The 15815-nt window shown below is 71.9% G+C and carries 13 protein-coding genes; 9 read left to right on the top strand and 4 right to left on the bottom strand.

Annotation, left to right across the window (positions count from 1 at the left end):
- Positions 1-18: 18 nt before the first annotated feature.
- The 4 genes from ACIPAE_RS05080 to ACIPAE_RS05065 are packed head-to-tail and all read left to right on the top strand — an operon-like array spanning position 19 to position 3784.
- A complete protein-coding gene (locus ACIPAE_RS05080; RefSeq protein ID WP_329369448.1) occupies positions 19-747 on the top strand; it encodes a glycosyltransferase family 2 protein in 729 nt (242 codons plus the stop codon).
- A 3-nt stretch (positions 748-750) separates the two neighbouring features.
- Positions 751-1125 (top strand): DUF2304 domain-containing protein, encoded by a 375-nt coding sequence (locus ACIPAE_RS05075; protein ID WP_328464106.1) that lies wholly within the window; start codon positions 751-753, stop codon positions 1123-1125.
- Positions 1122-2045, top strand: coding sequence for a glycosyltransferase (locus ACIPAE_RS05070; RefSeq protein WP_329369451.1), 924 nt, complete (start codon positions 1122-1124; stop codon positions 2043-2045). The genes ACIPAE_RS05075 and ACIPAE_RS05070 overlap by 4 nt, the downstream gene beginning before the upstream one ends.
- On the top strand, positions 2042-3784 hold the full coding sequence (locus tag ACIPAE_RS05065) for a DUF6020 family protein (protein ID WP_402442974.1): 1743 nt from the start codon (positions 2042-2044) through the stop codon (positions 3782-3784). Before ACIPAE_RS05070 ends, ACIPAE_RS05065 begins: the two co-directional genes overlap by 4 nt.
- A gap of 9 nt (positions 3785-3793) precedes the next feature.
- On the opposite strand, the gene ACIPAE_RS05060 is transcribed toward ACIPAE_RS05065, so the two are convergent.
- From ACIPAE_RS05060 to ACIPAE_RS05045, 4 genes are all read right to left on the bottom strand, one after another.
- A complete protein-coding gene (locus ACIPAE_RS05060; protein ID WP_328464100.1) occupies positions 3794-4582 on the bottom strand; it encodes a class I SAM-dependent methyltransferase in 789 nt (262 codons plus the stop codon).
- Positions 4583-4698: 116 nt separating this feature from the next.
- Positions 4699-5310: a dTDP-4-dehydrorhamnose 3,5-epimerase gene (gene rfbC / locus ACIPAE_RS05055; RefSeq protein ID WP_328464098.1), complete on the bottom strand. Its 612-nt coding sequence runs from the start codon at positions 5308-5310 to the stop codon at positions 4699-4701.
- Positions 5311-5551: 241 nt separating this feature from the next.
- Positions 5552-7627, bottom strand: a complete 2076-nt coding sequence (locus ACIPAE_RS05050; RefSeq protein WP_402442971.1) for a glycosyltransferase family 2 protein — start codon at positions 7625-7627, stop codon at positions 5552-5554.
- A 325-nt stretch (positions 7628-7952) separates the two neighbouring features.
- Positions 7953-9719 carry an FG-GAP repeat domain-containing protein gene (locus ACIPAE_RS05045; RefSeq protein WP_402442969.1) on the bottom strand — a complete coding sequence of 589 codons (1767 nt, stop codon included), beginning with the start codon at positions 9717-9719 and terminating at the stop codon, positions 7953-7955.
- A gap of 266 nt (positions 9720-9985) precedes the next feature.
- Between ACIPAE_RS05045 and galE the strand changes: the two genes are divergently transcribed.
- The 5 genes from galE (at position 9986) to ACIPAE_RS05020 (ending at position 14821) form a co-directional block, all read left to right on the top strand.
- Positions 9986-10954 (top strand): UDP-glucose 4-epimerase GalE, encoded by a 969-nt coding sequence (gene galE / locus ACIPAE_RS05040; RefSeq protein WP_329369459.1) that lies wholly within the window; start codon positions 9986-9988, stop codon positions 10952-10954.
- Positions 10955-11031: 77 nt separating this feature from the next.
- Positions 11032-12132 (top strand): glutamate 5-kinase, encoded by a 1101-nt coding sequence (gene proB, locus ACIPAE_RS05035; protein WP_329374306.1) that lies wholly within the window; start codon positions 11032-11034, stop codon positions 12130-12132.
- 198 nt (positions 12133-12330) lie between these two features.
- Complete coding sequence (locus ACIPAE_RS05030; RefSeq protein ID WP_329369460.1) at positions 12331-12813, top strand: hypothetical protein; 483 nt, start codon at positions 12331-12333, stop codon at positions 12811-12813.
- Between the two features lie 141 nt (positions 12814-12954).
- Positions 12955-14241 carry a glutamate-5-semialdehyde dehydrogenase gene (locus tag ACIPAE_RS05025; protein WP_328464088.1) on the top strand — a complete coding sequence of 429 codons (1287 nt, stop codon included), beginning with the start codon at positions 12955-12957 and terminating at the stop codon, positions 14239-14241.
- 157 nt (positions 14242-14398) lie between these two features.
- On the top strand, positions 14399-14821 hold the full coding sequence (locus ACIPAE_RS05020) for a hypothetical protein (protein ID WP_402442966.1): 423 nt from the start codon (positions 14399-14401) through the stop codon (positions 14819-14821).
- Positions 14822-15815 lie beyond the last annotated feature (994 nt).

Below are 15815 nucleotides of genomic sequence, written 5' to 3'. Positions count from 1 at the left end.
CGAAAGGGTGCGCTTCCCATGGTGATTTCCGGCGCGCCGCGCCTTGCCAGTAAGCGCACCTTCGGTGATGTCTGGCTGATCATCCCGGTCTACAACGAAGCCCCGGTCGTGGCCGGAGTGGTGACAGAGGCGCTGCGTACCTTCCCCAACGTGGTGTGCGTCGACGACGGCAGTGTCGACGGCTCCCAGGACGAGGTCGCCCGTACCGGCGCCCACCTCGTCCAACACCCCGTCAACCTCGGGCAGGGCGCGGCGATCCAGACCGGGCTGCACTACGCACTGTCCCAGCCCGGTGCCGAACGCTTCGTCACCTTCGACGCAGACGGCCAGCACCGCGTCGAGGACGTCATCACCATGCTGGCGGTGGCCCGGGCCCGGGGCGCCGACGTGGTGCTCGGCTCCCGCTTCCTGCGGCCCGGCGGCGAGCGCGTCGAAGTCCCCTGGGCCAAGCGCCTGGTGCTGCGTACGGCGGCGGCGGTGAGCCCCACCGCGCGCCGCCTGAAGCTCTCCGACGCGCACAACGGGCTGCGGCTGTTCAACCGCACCGCCGCCGCCCGGGTCAACATCACGATGAACGGCATGGCGCACGCCTCGGAGATCACCGGCTTCCTCGCCCGCTCCGACCTGAGCGTCGTGGAGTCACCGGTGTCGATCCGCTACACCGACTACTCGCGGGCCAAGGGCCAGTCGCTGCTCAACGGAGTGAACATCCTCTTCGACCTGTCCCTGAACCGCGAGAAGGGCTGACCGGTGCTCATCCAGATCGTCCTGCTGTCCGCGGTGGTGGTCCTGCTCGCGGTGTTCATGCGCAGCTGGAACACCACCCGGACCCGGGCGTGGAAGCGGATCGCCTTCCTCGCCTTCTGCTTCCTCAACGCCTACGCGGTACTGCGGCCCGGCGACACCACGAAGGCCGCCCACCTGCTCGGTGTCGGCCGCGGCACCGACCTGGTGCTGTACCTGCTGGTGGTCGGCGTGACCGCGCTGGCGCTCAACACCTACCTGCGGTTTCGCGCCATGGAACGCCGGCTGACCGAACTCGCCCGTGACGCGGCCCTGCGCACGGCCCACCGCCCGGAACCCGAGCGGCCGCTGGCCGCCGTGGAAGGCGAACGCTCCCAGTGACCGACACGCTCGACATCATGCTTCCGTACTACGGCGACCCCGCGCTGATGCGCGACGCCGTGCGCAGCGTCCTCGCGCAGACCGACCCCGACTGGCGGCTGACCGTCGTGGACGACGACACCCGGCCCGGCGTGCCGGAGTGGTTCGCCGGACTGGACGACCACCGGGTGCGGTACTTCCGCAACGAGCAGAACCTCGGCGTCACCGGCAACTTCCGCCGCTGCGTCGAGCTGGCCGACTACCCCTACACGGTGCTGATGGGCTGCGACGACCTGATGCGTCCCGGCTACGTCGCCACCGTACGGGCCGCCCGGGCCGACCTGCCGGGCGCCGCGATGTACCAGCCGGGGGTCCGGGTGATCGACGGCGAGGGCCGCCCGGTGCACACGCTGGTCGACACCGTCAAGCGGCGGCTGTACTCGACGGCGCCCGAGCGGCGCGCGCGGCTCGGCGGGGAAGAGCTCGCGGTCAGCCTGCTGCGCGGCAACTGGCTCTACTTCCCGGCCATGTGCTGGCGCTCCGACCTGCTCAAGGAGGTCGGCTTCCGCACCGACCTGACGGTCGTGCAGGACCTCGCGCTCACCGTGGAGCTGCTGCTGCGCGGCGAGGAGCTGGTCACCGACCCGGAGATCTGCTTCGACTACCGGCGGCACGTCGGCAGCGAGTCCTCCGCGCAGGCGGTCAGCGGCTCCCGCTTCGAGGAGACCCGCCGGCTGCTGCTCGAACTCGCCGCCGACTTCGACGCGCTCGGCTGGCACCGCGCCGCCCGTACCGCCCGCCGCCACCTGTCCACCCGGCTGCACGCGCTGCTGATGGTGCCGGGAGCGCTGCGCCGGCGCCGGCTGGACACGGCCCGCGAGCTGACCGGGCACGCCTTCGCCCGGGTGCCGCGCCCGGCCGCCCCGGCGGCGGCCCGATGAGCGCCCCGAACTCCCCGGGCGGCGGCCGGTTCGGCGCCCCCGCGAACGCTCCCGCGAACGCCCGCGCCGACGCCCGCGCCGACGCCCATCTGGACACCTCCGCGGACACCGCGCCGCCCGACCTGGTGAAGGCCCCGGGGAAGGCAGCCGGGGGCACCCCGGCAGGCCCGCCGCCGGGCGCCTCCGCGCTCTCCCCGGCCGGGCCCGGCCGCTGGTCGCCCTCCCGCCTGTCCGCCCGCCTGCCCGCCCGCTGGCGGCTGCCGCTCGCGGTGTACGCCGCCTGCCAGCTGCTGCTGCTGGGCTGGTGGGCCGCCTTCTACCCGGGCCGGATCAGCGGCGACACCCTCACCTACATCTACGAGGTCAGCACCTCCCACTGGCGCTCGGACCACTCGGTCGCCTACGACGCGCTGCTGTGGATCTCGCTCCAGGTCACCGGCGGCATCGCGGCCCTGACCTTCGTCCAGACCGTCTGCATGGCCGCCGCGCTCGCCTACGTCTGCGTGGCGCTGCGTGACCTCGGGGTGCGCGGGCGGTGGAGCGCGGCCGCCGCCGTGGTCGTCGCCGCGGCGCCGATGACCGCCTCGTTCACGGTGTTCGTCTGGAAGGACGTCGCCTACACCATCGCCACCCTGGTCGCCTTCGGCGCGGTGGTCCAGCTCACCGCCCGCCGGCTGCGCCGCGAGCACGCCGTACGCGACCGGTCCTTCCGCCGCCAGCTGCTGACGCTGGCCCTGGGCTGCCTGGGCATCGGCCTGTTCCGCAACAACGGCTTCCCGGTGCTCATCGCCGCCGTGGTGCTGCTGGTGCTGCTGCTGCCGGGCATGCGCCGCTGGATCGCCGCCGCGATCGGGGTCCCGCTGGTGCTGACGCTGGCGATGAACAACTTCCTCTACCCGGCGCTCGGCGTCCAGAAGCCGCGCCCCGACGAGGTGTACGCCTTCAACTACGCCGACATCGGCGTCGCCTACGCCAAGCGCCCTGACATCTTCACCGCCTCCGACCTGCGGCTGATGCGCGGCCTCGCGCCGCTGTCGCACTGGAGCGGGCCGGGCGGCGACTGCCATGTGGCCGACCCGATCATGCACAAGCCGATGAACCGGATCAAGGCCGGCAAGGAGAACGGGCAACTGCTCGCCCTGTGGGGGCGCATCCTCGAACACCACCCGACGCTGATCATCGACGCCCGGCTGTGCCGTGCCGACATCGCCTGGGCGTTCAACGGCCACACCGGCAAGTACGCGGCGTCCAACCACCACGTGCTGCGCACCTGGTCCAGCTTCGGCCTGGACTCGGTCCAGCAGCTGCCGTACCACGCGTCGCTCTCCGACGCCCCGCTGTCGTACAAGCTCGACCACCTGGCCACCAGGGCCTACGAGTGGACGCAGACACCGAGGAAGGCACCGGTGCTGTGGCGCGGGGTGAACTGGACCTACCTGGGCTACCTGGTGGTCGCCCTGGTCGCGGTGCGCCGCCGCAGGTACGAGCTGCTGGCGCTCGCGGTGCTGCCGGCCGGCCTCCAGGTCACGGTGCTCGCGGCGAACCCGTCACCGCTGTGGCGCTACATGTGCGCCGCGCTCTTCGTGGGCATGCTCACAGTGCCGGTGCTCGCGCTGGCCGGCCGCCGAACGCTGCCGTGGGAGCGCGCCGCCCGGTCGGCGGCCCCGCCGGACACCACGACCGGGTCGCCCACCGAGGGCAGCCAGGACACGGCGCCGGCGACGGGGCGCCGGACCTGAGACCAGCGGTCAGCTCACGGACTCGATCTGCCGGCGGATCGCGCCGAAGGACGAGCGGCCGCGGCGCAGGTTGCGGGCCCGGGCGAGCGCGGGCCAGAAGGGGGCCCGCAGCAGCGTCTCGGCGTTGACCGCGTTCTTGCGGAGCAGCAGCTCCTCCGGGATGTCCTGCGGGTCCTCGGTGGCGTACTCCGCGATGATCTTGTCGTAGTTGTCGCGGAGTACCGTGTTGGTCGGGTCGGCGCCGAAGATCGCGGTCACGCCGGTCTTCACGGTGTCGACGTCCACCACGGTCAGGTCGGGGCGGTAGCGGCGCAGCACCTGGGCGACCTTGAAGACGTCGCCGGCCCAGTCCTTGGTGTGGCGGTCGCGGGCGGCCTCGTCCACGTTGCGCGGCAGCATGTCGTCGAAGACGATCACGCTGGACCAGCGGGAGTGCTTCTCGACGTTCATGAAGTCGCGCAGCGCGTACTCGAAGATGTGCATGCCGTCGATGAAGGACAGCTCCAGCACGGGGTCGCCGACCAGGGCGAGCGGGTCGCGCCGGCCCAGCGCCCGGAACGGGTTGCGTCCCGGGCGCAGGTGCAGCAGCGGGTCCTTGCGGTTGAAGAACGCGTCACTCGTGGCCCGCACCAGGTGTACGTCGCAACTGATGGACTGGGTGAGCTTGAAGGCCGGGTCGATCGCGACGGACGGTACCCGGGACAGCGCCAGGCTCTTCCCGTCGTTGACGCCGATCTCCAGATAGTTGCGCGGCTTGTAGACCTTGTGCAGCCTGCGCAGGAACTCGTGACGGTGCACTGAACAACCCCTCGATGCGAAAGACGGCGGGAGTGATGGAGCGACGCTAGCGCTTGCTCCGCCGGACCGACATCGTTCAGCGGAAGTTTGTCGAATCCTCAGAGACCTCAGAGGTTTCAGGAGCCCGCAGGGCCGCCGGCCCGCAGTTCTGCGTCGAACCGCAGGCAGTCCTCGTACGAGGGCAGCAGCCCCTGCGCGCGGGCCTCGGCGAGGGTGGGCGCCTGGGCGTCCTTCTCCGACAGCAGCGGCTCGACGTCCGAGGGCCAGGCGATGCCCAGTTCCGGGTCGAGCGGGTTGATGCCGTGCTCGCGCCCGGGGGAGTACCCGGCCGAGCAGAGGTAGACCACCGTGGCGTCGTCGGTGAGGGCCATGAAGGCGTGCCCCAGGCCCTCGGAGAGGTACACCGCGTGGTGCTGGTCGTCGTCCAGCCGCACACCCTCCCACTGGCCGAAGGTGGGCGAGCCGACCCGGATGTCCACGATCACGTCGAGCACCGCGCCGCGCACGCACTTGACGTACTTCGCCTGGCTCGGCGGCACGTCCGCGAAGTGCACCCCGCGCAGGGTGCCGCGGCTGGACACCGAGCAGTTGGCCTGCACCAGGTCCAGCCGGTGGCCCACGGACTCCTCGAAGTCCGCGGCGCGGAACCACTCGTGGAAGCTCCCCCGGCTGTCCGGGAAGATCTTGGGCTCGTGTACGAAGGCGCCGGCGATGTCCAGCTGCCGCATGCGGATCACGTCCTTGGGGGTTGGTGACGGGTGGGGGAGAGGGCGACGGGAAGGGAGGCGGGCGAAGCGGTGGCCGGCCGGCGGCAGGAACACCCGCGAGGAGTACGGGGTCCCGCCGATGTGCGCGGGACCCCGTTCGAGTGGTGCTGCGTGCCGTGCGGCCGTCCCGCCCCGAACCCAGGCAGAAGCCAGGCGCCGGAGCCTGGGCTCCGAACCCAGGCTCCGAACGTAGGCTCCGAACCTAGGCGCCGAAGCGCGCGGCCATCCGCCGGAGCTTCTTGCGGGAGCCGGGGTTGAGCCGCTGCATCACCGGGCCGCCGATCCGCTTCAGCATGCTGCGCTTGGCCGACCGGCGCCGCTGGGCCTGGGCCTCACGGGCGGTCGCCGGGTCCACCGTAGCCAGACCCTCGACCGGGTGCAGCCGGCCGCGGTCGTCGACCCGCACCTGCCCGATCTTCAGCTCGGGTCCGGAGGCGGCGCCGTCCAGCCGGGCCGACAGCTGCCAGGTGCCCGGCCGCAGCCCGGTGAACGGAGTGGCGCCCTCCTTGACGTCGGCCGGCCGCAGGTGCACCCGGCCGCCCACCGGCTCCAGCACGGCCGGCAGCCCCGCGAAGGCCGCGTCCGGACCGGTGCCGCGCAGCACCAGCCAGGCCCGGGCCGTGGCGGTGCCCGTGTGCGAGACCGCGGCCAGCTCCAGTTCCAGCTGGTCGCCGGGCATCCGCAGCACCTCCTGGCCGGCCAGCGCGTCGCCGAGCTTCTTGCCGCGCCGCGCCACGTCCAGCGTCAGGTTGCCGTGCGGGTCGGTGAAGTACGGCACCGTGAGCTGGGCGGGCTCGCCGAGCAGGGCGGGCAGGCACGCGTCGTCCACACCCGGCGCCCGGTCGGCGCCGAGCCGGGCCTTGCGGACCAGACCGAGGCCGCGCACCGGCACCCACACGTCCCACATGCCGCGGGTGAGCGCGTCGCGGCCCTTGACCGCCTTGGGGTCGAGGTAGCCGGTGCCGTGCAGCACCACCTCGCAGAGCACGCCCTCCGGGCCGCCCGCGACGGCCGGCAGGTCCTCCACCGCGGTCTCGAACTCCGCCGGGCAGGCCCACTCCACCGCGGTCTCCCGGTCGCGGATGCTGACCTCCGCGCGGTAGCCGTCGATCTCGTCGGTGACGTCGATCAGCTCGCCGTCCTCCAGCAGGTCCTGGTGGAAGTCGGGGTGCAGGTAGTAGCGGTCGCCGCGGCGCAGCAGCGACAGCGGCTTCTTGTCGTCGCCCCACACCAGGCGGGCGGTGACGGTGATGGCGATCCGGCCGTCGACCCAGCGGAAGTCCTCCAGCCGCGCGGCGCCCTTGACCGAGGAGGCCCGGCGGGCGACCACGACCAGCTGCTCGCGCCGGTCGCGGCGCAGCAGGGTGGAGCGCAGCCGCATGATGGCGCCGAGCCCGTCGTGCACCCCGTCGTTGACGAAGTCGCCGGCCACGTCGTTGACGGCGTCGATCATCTCGTCGCGGTACTCGGGGGTGTACTTCAGCACCGACGGCTCGCTGAGCCGGCCGAGCATCTCGACCCGGTAGAAGCGGCGCAGCAGGTCGTCCCGGAAGGTGCCGGGCTCGGTGTTGGCGACCACCACGTCGAGCACTTCGCGCAGGTTGCCGTAGTAACCGGACGGCACGATCTTCGCCGAGCCGGCGTTCTTGCCGTCGTCGCGCTTGGAGTAGTGGTAGCAGGTGTAGTCGCCGAGGATGGAGACGACCTTCGCCGGGAAGTAGGTCTCCATCATGTACAGCTGGTCTTCCAGCCGCCGCTTGCCCTCGGGATAGGCGATCTTGTTGTCCCGCAGGAACTGGGTGCGGAACATCTTGTGCGGCGTGAGGCTGTCCACCAGCGGTGCGTCGTGGATCGTGCACTTCTCGCGGTTGACCCGGAAGACGCCGTGCGGGACGCCGCGGAAGTTGCTCGCGACCTTGCCGAAGACGATGTCCGAGCCGTTGCGGTGGCCCATGTCGTACAGCCGGCGCAGCGCGTCGGGCGCCATGTAGTCGTCCTGGTCGACGAAGTGCACGTACTCGCCGCGCGCCTGTTCGACGCCGATGTTGCGCGGCTTGCCCGGCCAGCCGGAGTTCGGGATGTGGATCACCCGCACCTGCGGATGCTCGGCGGCGAGCCGGTCCAGTCTCGCGGGGGTGTCATCGGTGGAGCCGTCATTGACGAAAAGGAGTTCCAGTTCGTCCGCCGGCAGCGTCTGTCCCAACAGCGACGCGATGCAGGGCTCTATGTATTTCCCGGGGTTGTAGACCGGAACGATGACGCTGACCTTGACCGACATCCTTGTTTCCGCCTCGCCTTTCGCAGCTCTCGTTCAGGCCGCTGGTATGTCCGTGGAATCCTACGGCGGCCGTGAGGGGTCGCCGAACAGAGCGCGGGCGTGCCTCAGGGGGTACGTGGCGCTCTGCGGTAAGACGATTCAGCGGGCGAAAGGATGTACGTACACCGCGGATTGTGACTGGTGTCACTTCGACGTCGGCGTCCGTTCAGGTGGGACGTCGGCGGGGTGGGCGGGGTGGGCGCGGGGCCGGGCGGGAACGGCAAGGGGCGCCGGCGCCGCGTGAAGCGGTGCCGGCGCCCCTCAGGTGAGCCGCTGGTTGCTCGGATCAGCCCAGGTCGGCGTACTGGCTCCAGCCGGCGCCGCCGATCTGGACCCGCGCCTTGAAGGTGCCGGTTCCGGTGCCCGCGTAGAAGTACAGGCCCTTCGAGCTGCGGGCCAGCAGGTCCGCCACCCCGTCGCCGTTCATGTCGCCGGGCGCGATCAGCTTGTTGTACTGGCTCCAGCCGGTACCGCCGATCTTCTTCTTCGCCCCGAAGGGTGAGGACGCGTTTCCGGTGCCGGCGTACAGGAACAGCCCGGCCGACGAGCGAGCGACGATGTCCGCCTTGCCGTCACCGGTCAGGTCGCCGGTGCCGACGATCTGGTTGTACTGGTTCCAGCCGCTGCCGCCGATCTGCACGCGGCCCTTCATCGACAGGCCGTTGCCGTTGCCGCCGTAGTAGTACAGCGCCGACGAGTTGCGGGCGAGCAGGTCGCCCTTGCCGTCGCCGTTGAGGTCACCGGGGCCGACCACCAGGTTGTACGACGTCGAACCGGCGGCGAGCATGTCGTCGTCGATGGCGTAGTTCGCCAGGTTGTAGAGGTGGCCGTCGTACAGGCCCTTGCCGATCAGGTCCGAGAACCCGGAGTCGGTCAGCGAGGAGACCTCGTAGAGCCGGATCGCGCTGCGGTCGAAGCCGGTGCCGGCCTCGTACTTCGTGTCGAGGTTCCCGGTGCCGGTGGCGTCGTAGTAGTACAGGGTGCCGTTGGAGGTGTTGGCGTAGATGCCGTCCTTGCCGAAGAACGGGTTGGCGCCCGCGCCCGCGAACTGCCGCTCCCAGCCCCAGCCCGTGCCGACCTTCATGCGCGTGGGGTCGAACGTGCCGTTGCCGTTGCCGTCGTACAGGTAGAGGGTGCCGTCGTAGCCGCGGGCCAGCAGGTCCTGGGTGCCGTTGCCGTCGTAGTCACCGCCACCGAGGATCTGGTTGTACTGGTTCCAGCCGGTGCCGCCGATCTGGGTCTTCGCCGCGAACGGGGTGGCCGCCTTGCCGCTGCCGGTGTACAGCCACAGCCCGCTGGAGTTGCGGACGACGATGTCGCCGATGCCGTCGCCGTTGAAGTCGCCCACGCCGACGAGCTGGTTGAACTGGTTCCAGCCCGCGCCGCCGACCTGGACCCGGGCGCCGAAGGGCGCCGAGCCCGAGCCGGTGCCCGGGTAGAAGAACAGTCCGGCCGAGCTGCGCGCGAGCAGGTCGGGCTTGCCGTCGCCGTTGAGGTCGCCGGGCGCGAACAGCTTGTTGTACTGCTGCCAGCCGGTGCCGACGGTGGTGTACGACTGGAAGCCGTCGGTCTGCAGCCCGTTGGCGCCGCTGTGCAGGCGCAGCGAGCCGCTGGCGGTCAGCGTCAGCAGGTCGGGCTTGCCGTCGCCGTTCAGGTCGCCCGGCGTCAGCAGGTCCTTCACCTGCGAGGTGTCGCCCTCGATCACCGTGGTGAGGCGGTTGGAGGCGCCGTTGAGCAGGTCGATGACGATGTCGCCGTTGCTGTACCGGTAGACCAGGTCGTCCGCGCCGTCACCGTCGAAGTCGGACGGGTGCGTGGTCGCGGCGGAGGTGGCGATCTTCGCGGTCTTGCCGCGCAGCTTCTTCGACGAGCGGGCCGGCAGCGAGACCTGCGAGGTCTTGGCCGTGACGGCCGGCCGCTTGACCGGGCCGGGGGCACCGGGCGCGTCAGCGGCCGCGGTGCCGCTCAGCGCGCCGGTGGCCAGCAGGCCCGCGCAGCCGAGCACCGCGCAGGCGACCGTACGGCGGCCCTTGCGGCGAATGGTGTTGGACACGTGTGTGTTCCTTCGTCGAGAAATGGTGTGCGGGCACCACAGCGCCGGGCCACGTGTCGCAGGCATGACCGCGCAGAGCGCGCAGGTCGCCTCGACCGCCGATGTCCCCCCCGGGGTGCTCCGACTCTCTGTCCTATGCGGATATGTGCTCGAAGCGCAAGGCTTTTCTGTGAATTCGGTGAAGATCTCCGGTACCTCGGGTGACGGCCGGGCGGCCTCCGGAAGCGGTCATCGGGCCCCGCCGCCCCCGCTGTTAGGGTGGGACGATGTGGTTGATCACCGGCGGAGCCGGATACATCGGGTCCCACGTCGTCAGGGAGTTGACCGCCGCCGGCGAGAGCCTCGTGGTCCTGGACGACCTGAGCAGCGGCGACCCGGCCCGGCTGCCGGCCGGCATCGTGCTGGAGCGCGGCTCGGTGCTCGACGCGGAGGTGCTGGCGCGCGTGCTGCGCGAGTACGCCGTCGACGGGATCGTGCACATCGCCGGCCGGAAGCAGGTCGCCGAGTCCGTCGAACGCCCGCTGTACTACTACCGGGAGAACATCGAAGGACTGCGCACCGTCCTCGACGCGGCCGCGGCCGCCGGGGTGCGCCGCTTCGTCTTCTCCTCCTCCGCGGCCGTCTACGGCCCGACCGACGTCGATCTCGTCACCGAGCAGACCCCCTGCGCGCCGATGAGCCCGTACGGCCAGACCAAGCTCGCCGGCGAGTGGCTGGTCGCGGCGGCCGGCCGGGCGTACGGCATGGCCACCGTCTCGCTGCGCTACTTCAACGTCGCGGGCGCGGCCACCCCGGAACTCGCCGACACCGGCGTGTCCAACCTCGTCCCGATGGTCTTCCAGCGGCTCGCCGCGGGAGCGCCGCCGCTGATCTTCGGCGACGACTACCCGACGCCGGACGGCACCTGCGTGCGCGACTACATCCACGTCCAGGACATCGCCTCCGCGCACCTGGCCGCCGCCCGCCGGCTCACCGCCGACCCGGACACCGCCCTGGTGCTGAACATCGGCACCGGCCTCGGCGTCTCGGTGGCCGAGATGGTCACGGTGATCGGCGAGGTGACCGGTCACACTGATCTCGTGCCCGAAGTCGGCCCGCGCCGCCCGGGTGACCCGGCCCGTGTCATCGCCTCGGCCGAGGCGATCGCCAAGGAGCTGGACTGGCGCGCACAGTACGACGTCCGGGAGATGGTGGGTTCGGCATGGGCGGGCTGGCAGGCACGCCACCCGGGGTGACGGCCCGTCACGGCCGGACGGATCGCGGAACAGCGGACAGAGGGACGGCGCAGGTGGCAGCGGCGGCACGGCAGGACGTGGTGGAGGCCCGCAGGGTCGTGGTGAAGGTCGGCTCCTCGTCGCTGACCACGGCCGCGGGCGGGCTGGACGCCGACCGGGTGGACGCCCTCGTCGACGTCCTGGCCAAGGCCCGCGCGGACCGCGAGGTGGTCCTCGTCTCCTCCGGCGCGATCGCCGCCGGGCTCGCGCCGCTCGGCCTGCCGCGCCGCCCCCGCGACCTGGCCCGGCAGCAGGCCGCCGCCAGCGTCGGCCAGGGCCTGCTGGTCGCCCGCTACACCGCCTCCTTCGCCCGGTACGGCATCCGCGTCGGCCAGGTGCTGCTCACCTCCGACGACGTCAGCCGCCGCACCCACTACCGCAACGCCTACCGCACGCTCGACCAGCTGCTGGCCATGGGCGCCCTGCCGATCGTCAACGAGAACGACACCGTCGCCACCGACGAGATCCGGTTCGGCGACAACGACCGGCTCGCCGCCCTCGTCGCCCACCTGGTCCACGCCGACCTGCTGGTGCTGCTCTCCGACGTCGACGGCCTCTACGACGGCGACCCGCGCACCCCCGGCACCAGCCTGGTCGGCGAGGTCACCGGCCCCGGCGACCTCGCCGGCATCTCCATCGGCAGCGCGGGCCGGGCCGGCGTCGGCACCGGCGGCATGGTCACCAAGGTCGAGGCCGCCGCCATCGCCACCGGCGCCGGGGTGCCGGTGGTGCTCACCTCCGCCGTGCACGCCGCCGACGCGCTGGCCGGCCGCGAGACCGGCACGTACTTCCACCGCACCGGCAAGCGCTCCGCCGACCGTCTGCTGTGGCTCGCGCACGCCTCCACCCCGCGCGGCTCGCTGCGGCTGGACGCGGGCGCGGTGCGCGCCGTCACCGAGCGGCACAGCTCCCTGCTGCCGGCCGGACTCACCGCGGTCGAGGGCGACTTCACCGCGGGCGACCCGGTCGACCTGCTGGACGAATCCGGCCACCCGGTCGCCCGCGGCCTGGTCAACTTCGACGCCCGCGAACTGCCCCGCCTGCTCGGCCGCTCCACCCGCGACCTCGCCAGGGAACTCGGCCCGGCGTACGAACGCGAAGTGGTCCACCGCGACGACCTCGTACTGCTGCGCCCCTGAGCGGAGGGCTGCCCGTTTCCCGCGTGCGAATGCCCGGTTCCGCCCGGTTCCCGGGACCCCTCCGGCCGGTCGCTCCTCGGCCAATCTCCGGGAAAACGCCACGCCCGGCCGCCGAGCCTGGTCAACTGTGAAGCGGAGGAGTCGTCCGCAGGGAGCGTGCGGGCGGGCTCGGTCACGTCACCCACAGGGAGGCCACCGGTGAAACGAGGGCGCCCAGGGCACTCGTCCAGGGGGACATCGGGGCGCGCGCTGGTCAGCGTGAGCAGCGGGCACGACGTCGGTAAGGCCGGCGCCGGCAGCAGCGCTGACGACGCGGAGACCGGGCACGACGAACACCCCTCCGCCCGGCTGTGGCACGTCACGCTCAGCGTCTCCGGCCCCCGCGCGCCCCTCGCCGAGGTCAGACGCGGACTGGAACAGCTCGCGCACGATCACCCGTTCCTGCTCACCAGCCGCTACGCGACCGACCACGCCGAGATCCGCTACTGGGAAGAGGCCCGCGACCTCCACGACGCCGCCGCGCTGGCCTTGCGGTTGTGGGGCGAACACCGCTCCACCGCCGGGCTGCCCCCCTGGGAAACCGTCGGCCTCGAAGTCATCGACCGCACCACCTACCACCAACGCCTCGCCGAAGGCTACGGCCCCCCACCCGCCGTCCCCGTAGGCGTCCACCCGTACTAGGCGGCGTGGGCGGTCCGCCTCTTCCGCGACGAGCAGCCCCACCAAGGGGCGCGGGGAACCGCGCGCTCAACAGGCCACCGGCAGGTGGTCCGCCAACCGACAGAACCAGCCACCCGGGCGGGTCAGGGTACCCTGCACCGCATGGAATTGCCCTCGCCGCTCCCCACGTCCCCCGTGCTGCTGGCCGCGTACCGCGCCCGCGCCGCCGCCGCGGAGCTGGCCCCGCAGGCCCGCGCGGCGAAGGACGACGCGCTGCTGGCCATCGCGGACGCGCTGATCGTCCGCACCCAGGAGATCGTCGCCGCCAACGCCGAGGACGTCGCCCGGGCGAAGGCCGCCGGCACCAGTGAGGCGATCATCGACCGGCTCACCCTCACCCGCGAGCGGGTCGCCGCGATCGCCGCCGACGTACGGCATGTCGCGTCGCTGCCCGACCCCGTCGGCGAGGTGCTGCGCGGCTCCACCCTCCCCAACGGCCTCGACCTGCGGCAGGTCCGGGTCCCGCTCGGCGTGGTCGGCATCATCTACGAGGCCCGCCCGAACGTCACCGTGGACGCCGCCGCGCTCTGCCTGAAGTCCGGCAACGCGGTGCTGCTGCGCGGCTCGTCCTCCGCGTACGCCTCGAACACCGCCCTGGTCACCGTGGTGCGCGACGCGATCGGCGGCGCCGGCCTGCCCGCGGACGCGGTACAGCTCGTGCCCGGCGAGAGCCGTGAGTCCGTCACCGAGCTGATGCGCGCCCGCGGCCAGGTCGACGTGCTGATCCCGCGCGGCGGCGCCGCCCTGATCCGTACCGTCGTCGAGGGCTCCACCGTGCCGGTGATCGAGACCGGCACCGGCAACTGCCACGTCTACGTGGACGCCGAGGCGGACCTGGACACCGCCGTGCAGATCCTGGTGAACTCCAAGGCGCAGCGGCCCAGCGTCTGCAACTCCGCCGAGACCCTGCTGGTGCACCGCGACATCGCCGACCGCTTCCTGCCGCTCGCGCTGGACGCGCTCGCCGAGGCGGGCGTCACCGTGCACGGCGACCCGGGGGTGGTGGCGGCCGCGCGGGCGCACGACGGCAAGGCCACCGTGGTGCCGGCCACCGCCGAGGACTGGGAGACGGAGTACCTGTCGTACGACATCGCGGCCGGCGTGGTGGACTCGCTGGACGCGGCCGTCGCGCACATCCGGCTGTGGTCCTCCGGCCACACCGAGGCGATCGTGACCACCTCGCAGGCCGCCGCCCGCCGCTTCACCCGGCTGGTCGACGCCGCCGCGGTGATGGTGAACGCCTCCACCCGGTTCACCGACGGCGGCCAGTTCGGCTTCGGCGCCGAGATCGGCATCTCCACCCAGAAGCTGCACGCGCGCGGCCCGATGGGCCTGCCCGAGCTGACCTCCACCAAGTACATCGTCACGGGCGACGGCCACATCCGCTGACCGGCGCCCCACACGTACTCACCGGTATCCGCCGTCCCGCCCGCCCCGGCGGTCGGGACGGCTGGCGTACCACGTCCCCGCCACTGGCGCACAGCCGCCGCACGGTGGGCCAGGAAAGCCCTGCCCAAAAGGGCCCCTTCCGGCTTACTCTGAACAGATGCCGGACGATGACGAGTTCGCCTCCGTAGTCCTCGACGAGGAATTCGTACGGTCCGCTCTGTTCCATGAGCCCACGGCCAGGGAACGGATGCTTGCCGTCGCCGAAGGTCCCGCGCTGCCACCCAGCCGTCCCGGACGGCACAGAAGCCGGGGCGCCACCGTACCCGAGCTGGAGGACGACTCCGTCCTGGAGTCGGACGAGCTCTACGCCGCCGGGCACCCCTACCGCGCCGGCAACACCCGCTGGCACCGGCCGGTGGCCTGGGCGCTCGCGGTGGTGATGGGCATCGGCGTGGTCGCCCTGACCTTCGCCGCGGTCTACCGGGGCGCGGGCGGCGGGCGCACCACGACCCCGCCGCCGACGCACCCGCCGATCGGCACATCGGCGACCCCGACCATCCACTTCGTCCCGCAGCCCTGATCGCACGTCAACTTGACCGCCACAAGGGCGCCTGTTCCCGTCCATACGGACTTAACCTTGTGATATGAGCGGGCATGAGGACCCTCCCGAGGGCTCGCCCGACGGCGTGCCGGCCGGGGGCGACGACGAGAGCGAATACCGATCCGTCGTGTTCGACGAGTCGTTCGTCAAGGCTGCCCGTATCCAGGAGTACTCCGCGCGCGAGCGGCTCGACGACGCCGCGCACGCGGTGCGCATCCGCCATGTGATGCCGCACGGCCTGGCCCGGCAGGCACTGGCGATGTTCGCGCTGATCATGGTGGCGTTCGGCTTCGCCGTCTACATGGGGGTCCGCCACCCGTACCGCGGCCACACCCCCGCGGTGAGCGAGCAGATCCGGGTGAACCTGATACCTCTGGTGCCGAAGGGCACGGTGCAGGCGGTCTCGCCGAGCGAGCCGTTCGCCGGCAGCCGCGCCGAGGGGTACGGACACGGCATCAGGGTGCCGACCGACGCGGCCCGGCGGATCGGCGGCTACGCGCAGAGCGAGGTCCAGGAGGCGCTGGACACCGCGAAGAAGTATCTGACCGTCACCTCGCTCGACCGCGAGACGGTGATCTCCGGCGACCTGGAGCCGGTCCGGGACCTGCTGAGCCCCGGCCAGCTCGACCAGTTCGACGCCACCCTCACCCAGCCCAGCGACGACGGCAGCCACGCGGCCACCGGCTGGCTGGTGCGCTTCGACCCGCAGATCTCCCTCGCGGGCAGCGCCGACAACGCCATCCGTGTGAACGACGGCAAGGTGCGGACCGCCGCGGCCGGCAGCGAACTGGAGATCGTCACCGACTACACCTTCTTCTACGCCCTGCGCGGTGAGTCGGACACCACGGTGTCGCTGTTCTCGGTGCGGCGCGATCTGACCTTCCACGTCAACCACACGGATGTGCGGCAGCACCACATCGAGCTGGTCGACGCCGACGTCCAGGCCGGGCCGCTGGCCTGTACCGACACCGTC

It is taken from the genome of Streptomyces sp. NPDC087270, assembly GCF_044744625.1.
In the GTDB taxonomy this organism is placed as follows: domain Bacteria; phylum Actinomycetota; class Actinomycetes; order Streptomycetales; family Streptomycetaceae; genus Actinacidiphila.
This window is presented reverse-complemented; position numbering and strand designations above follow the sequence as displayed.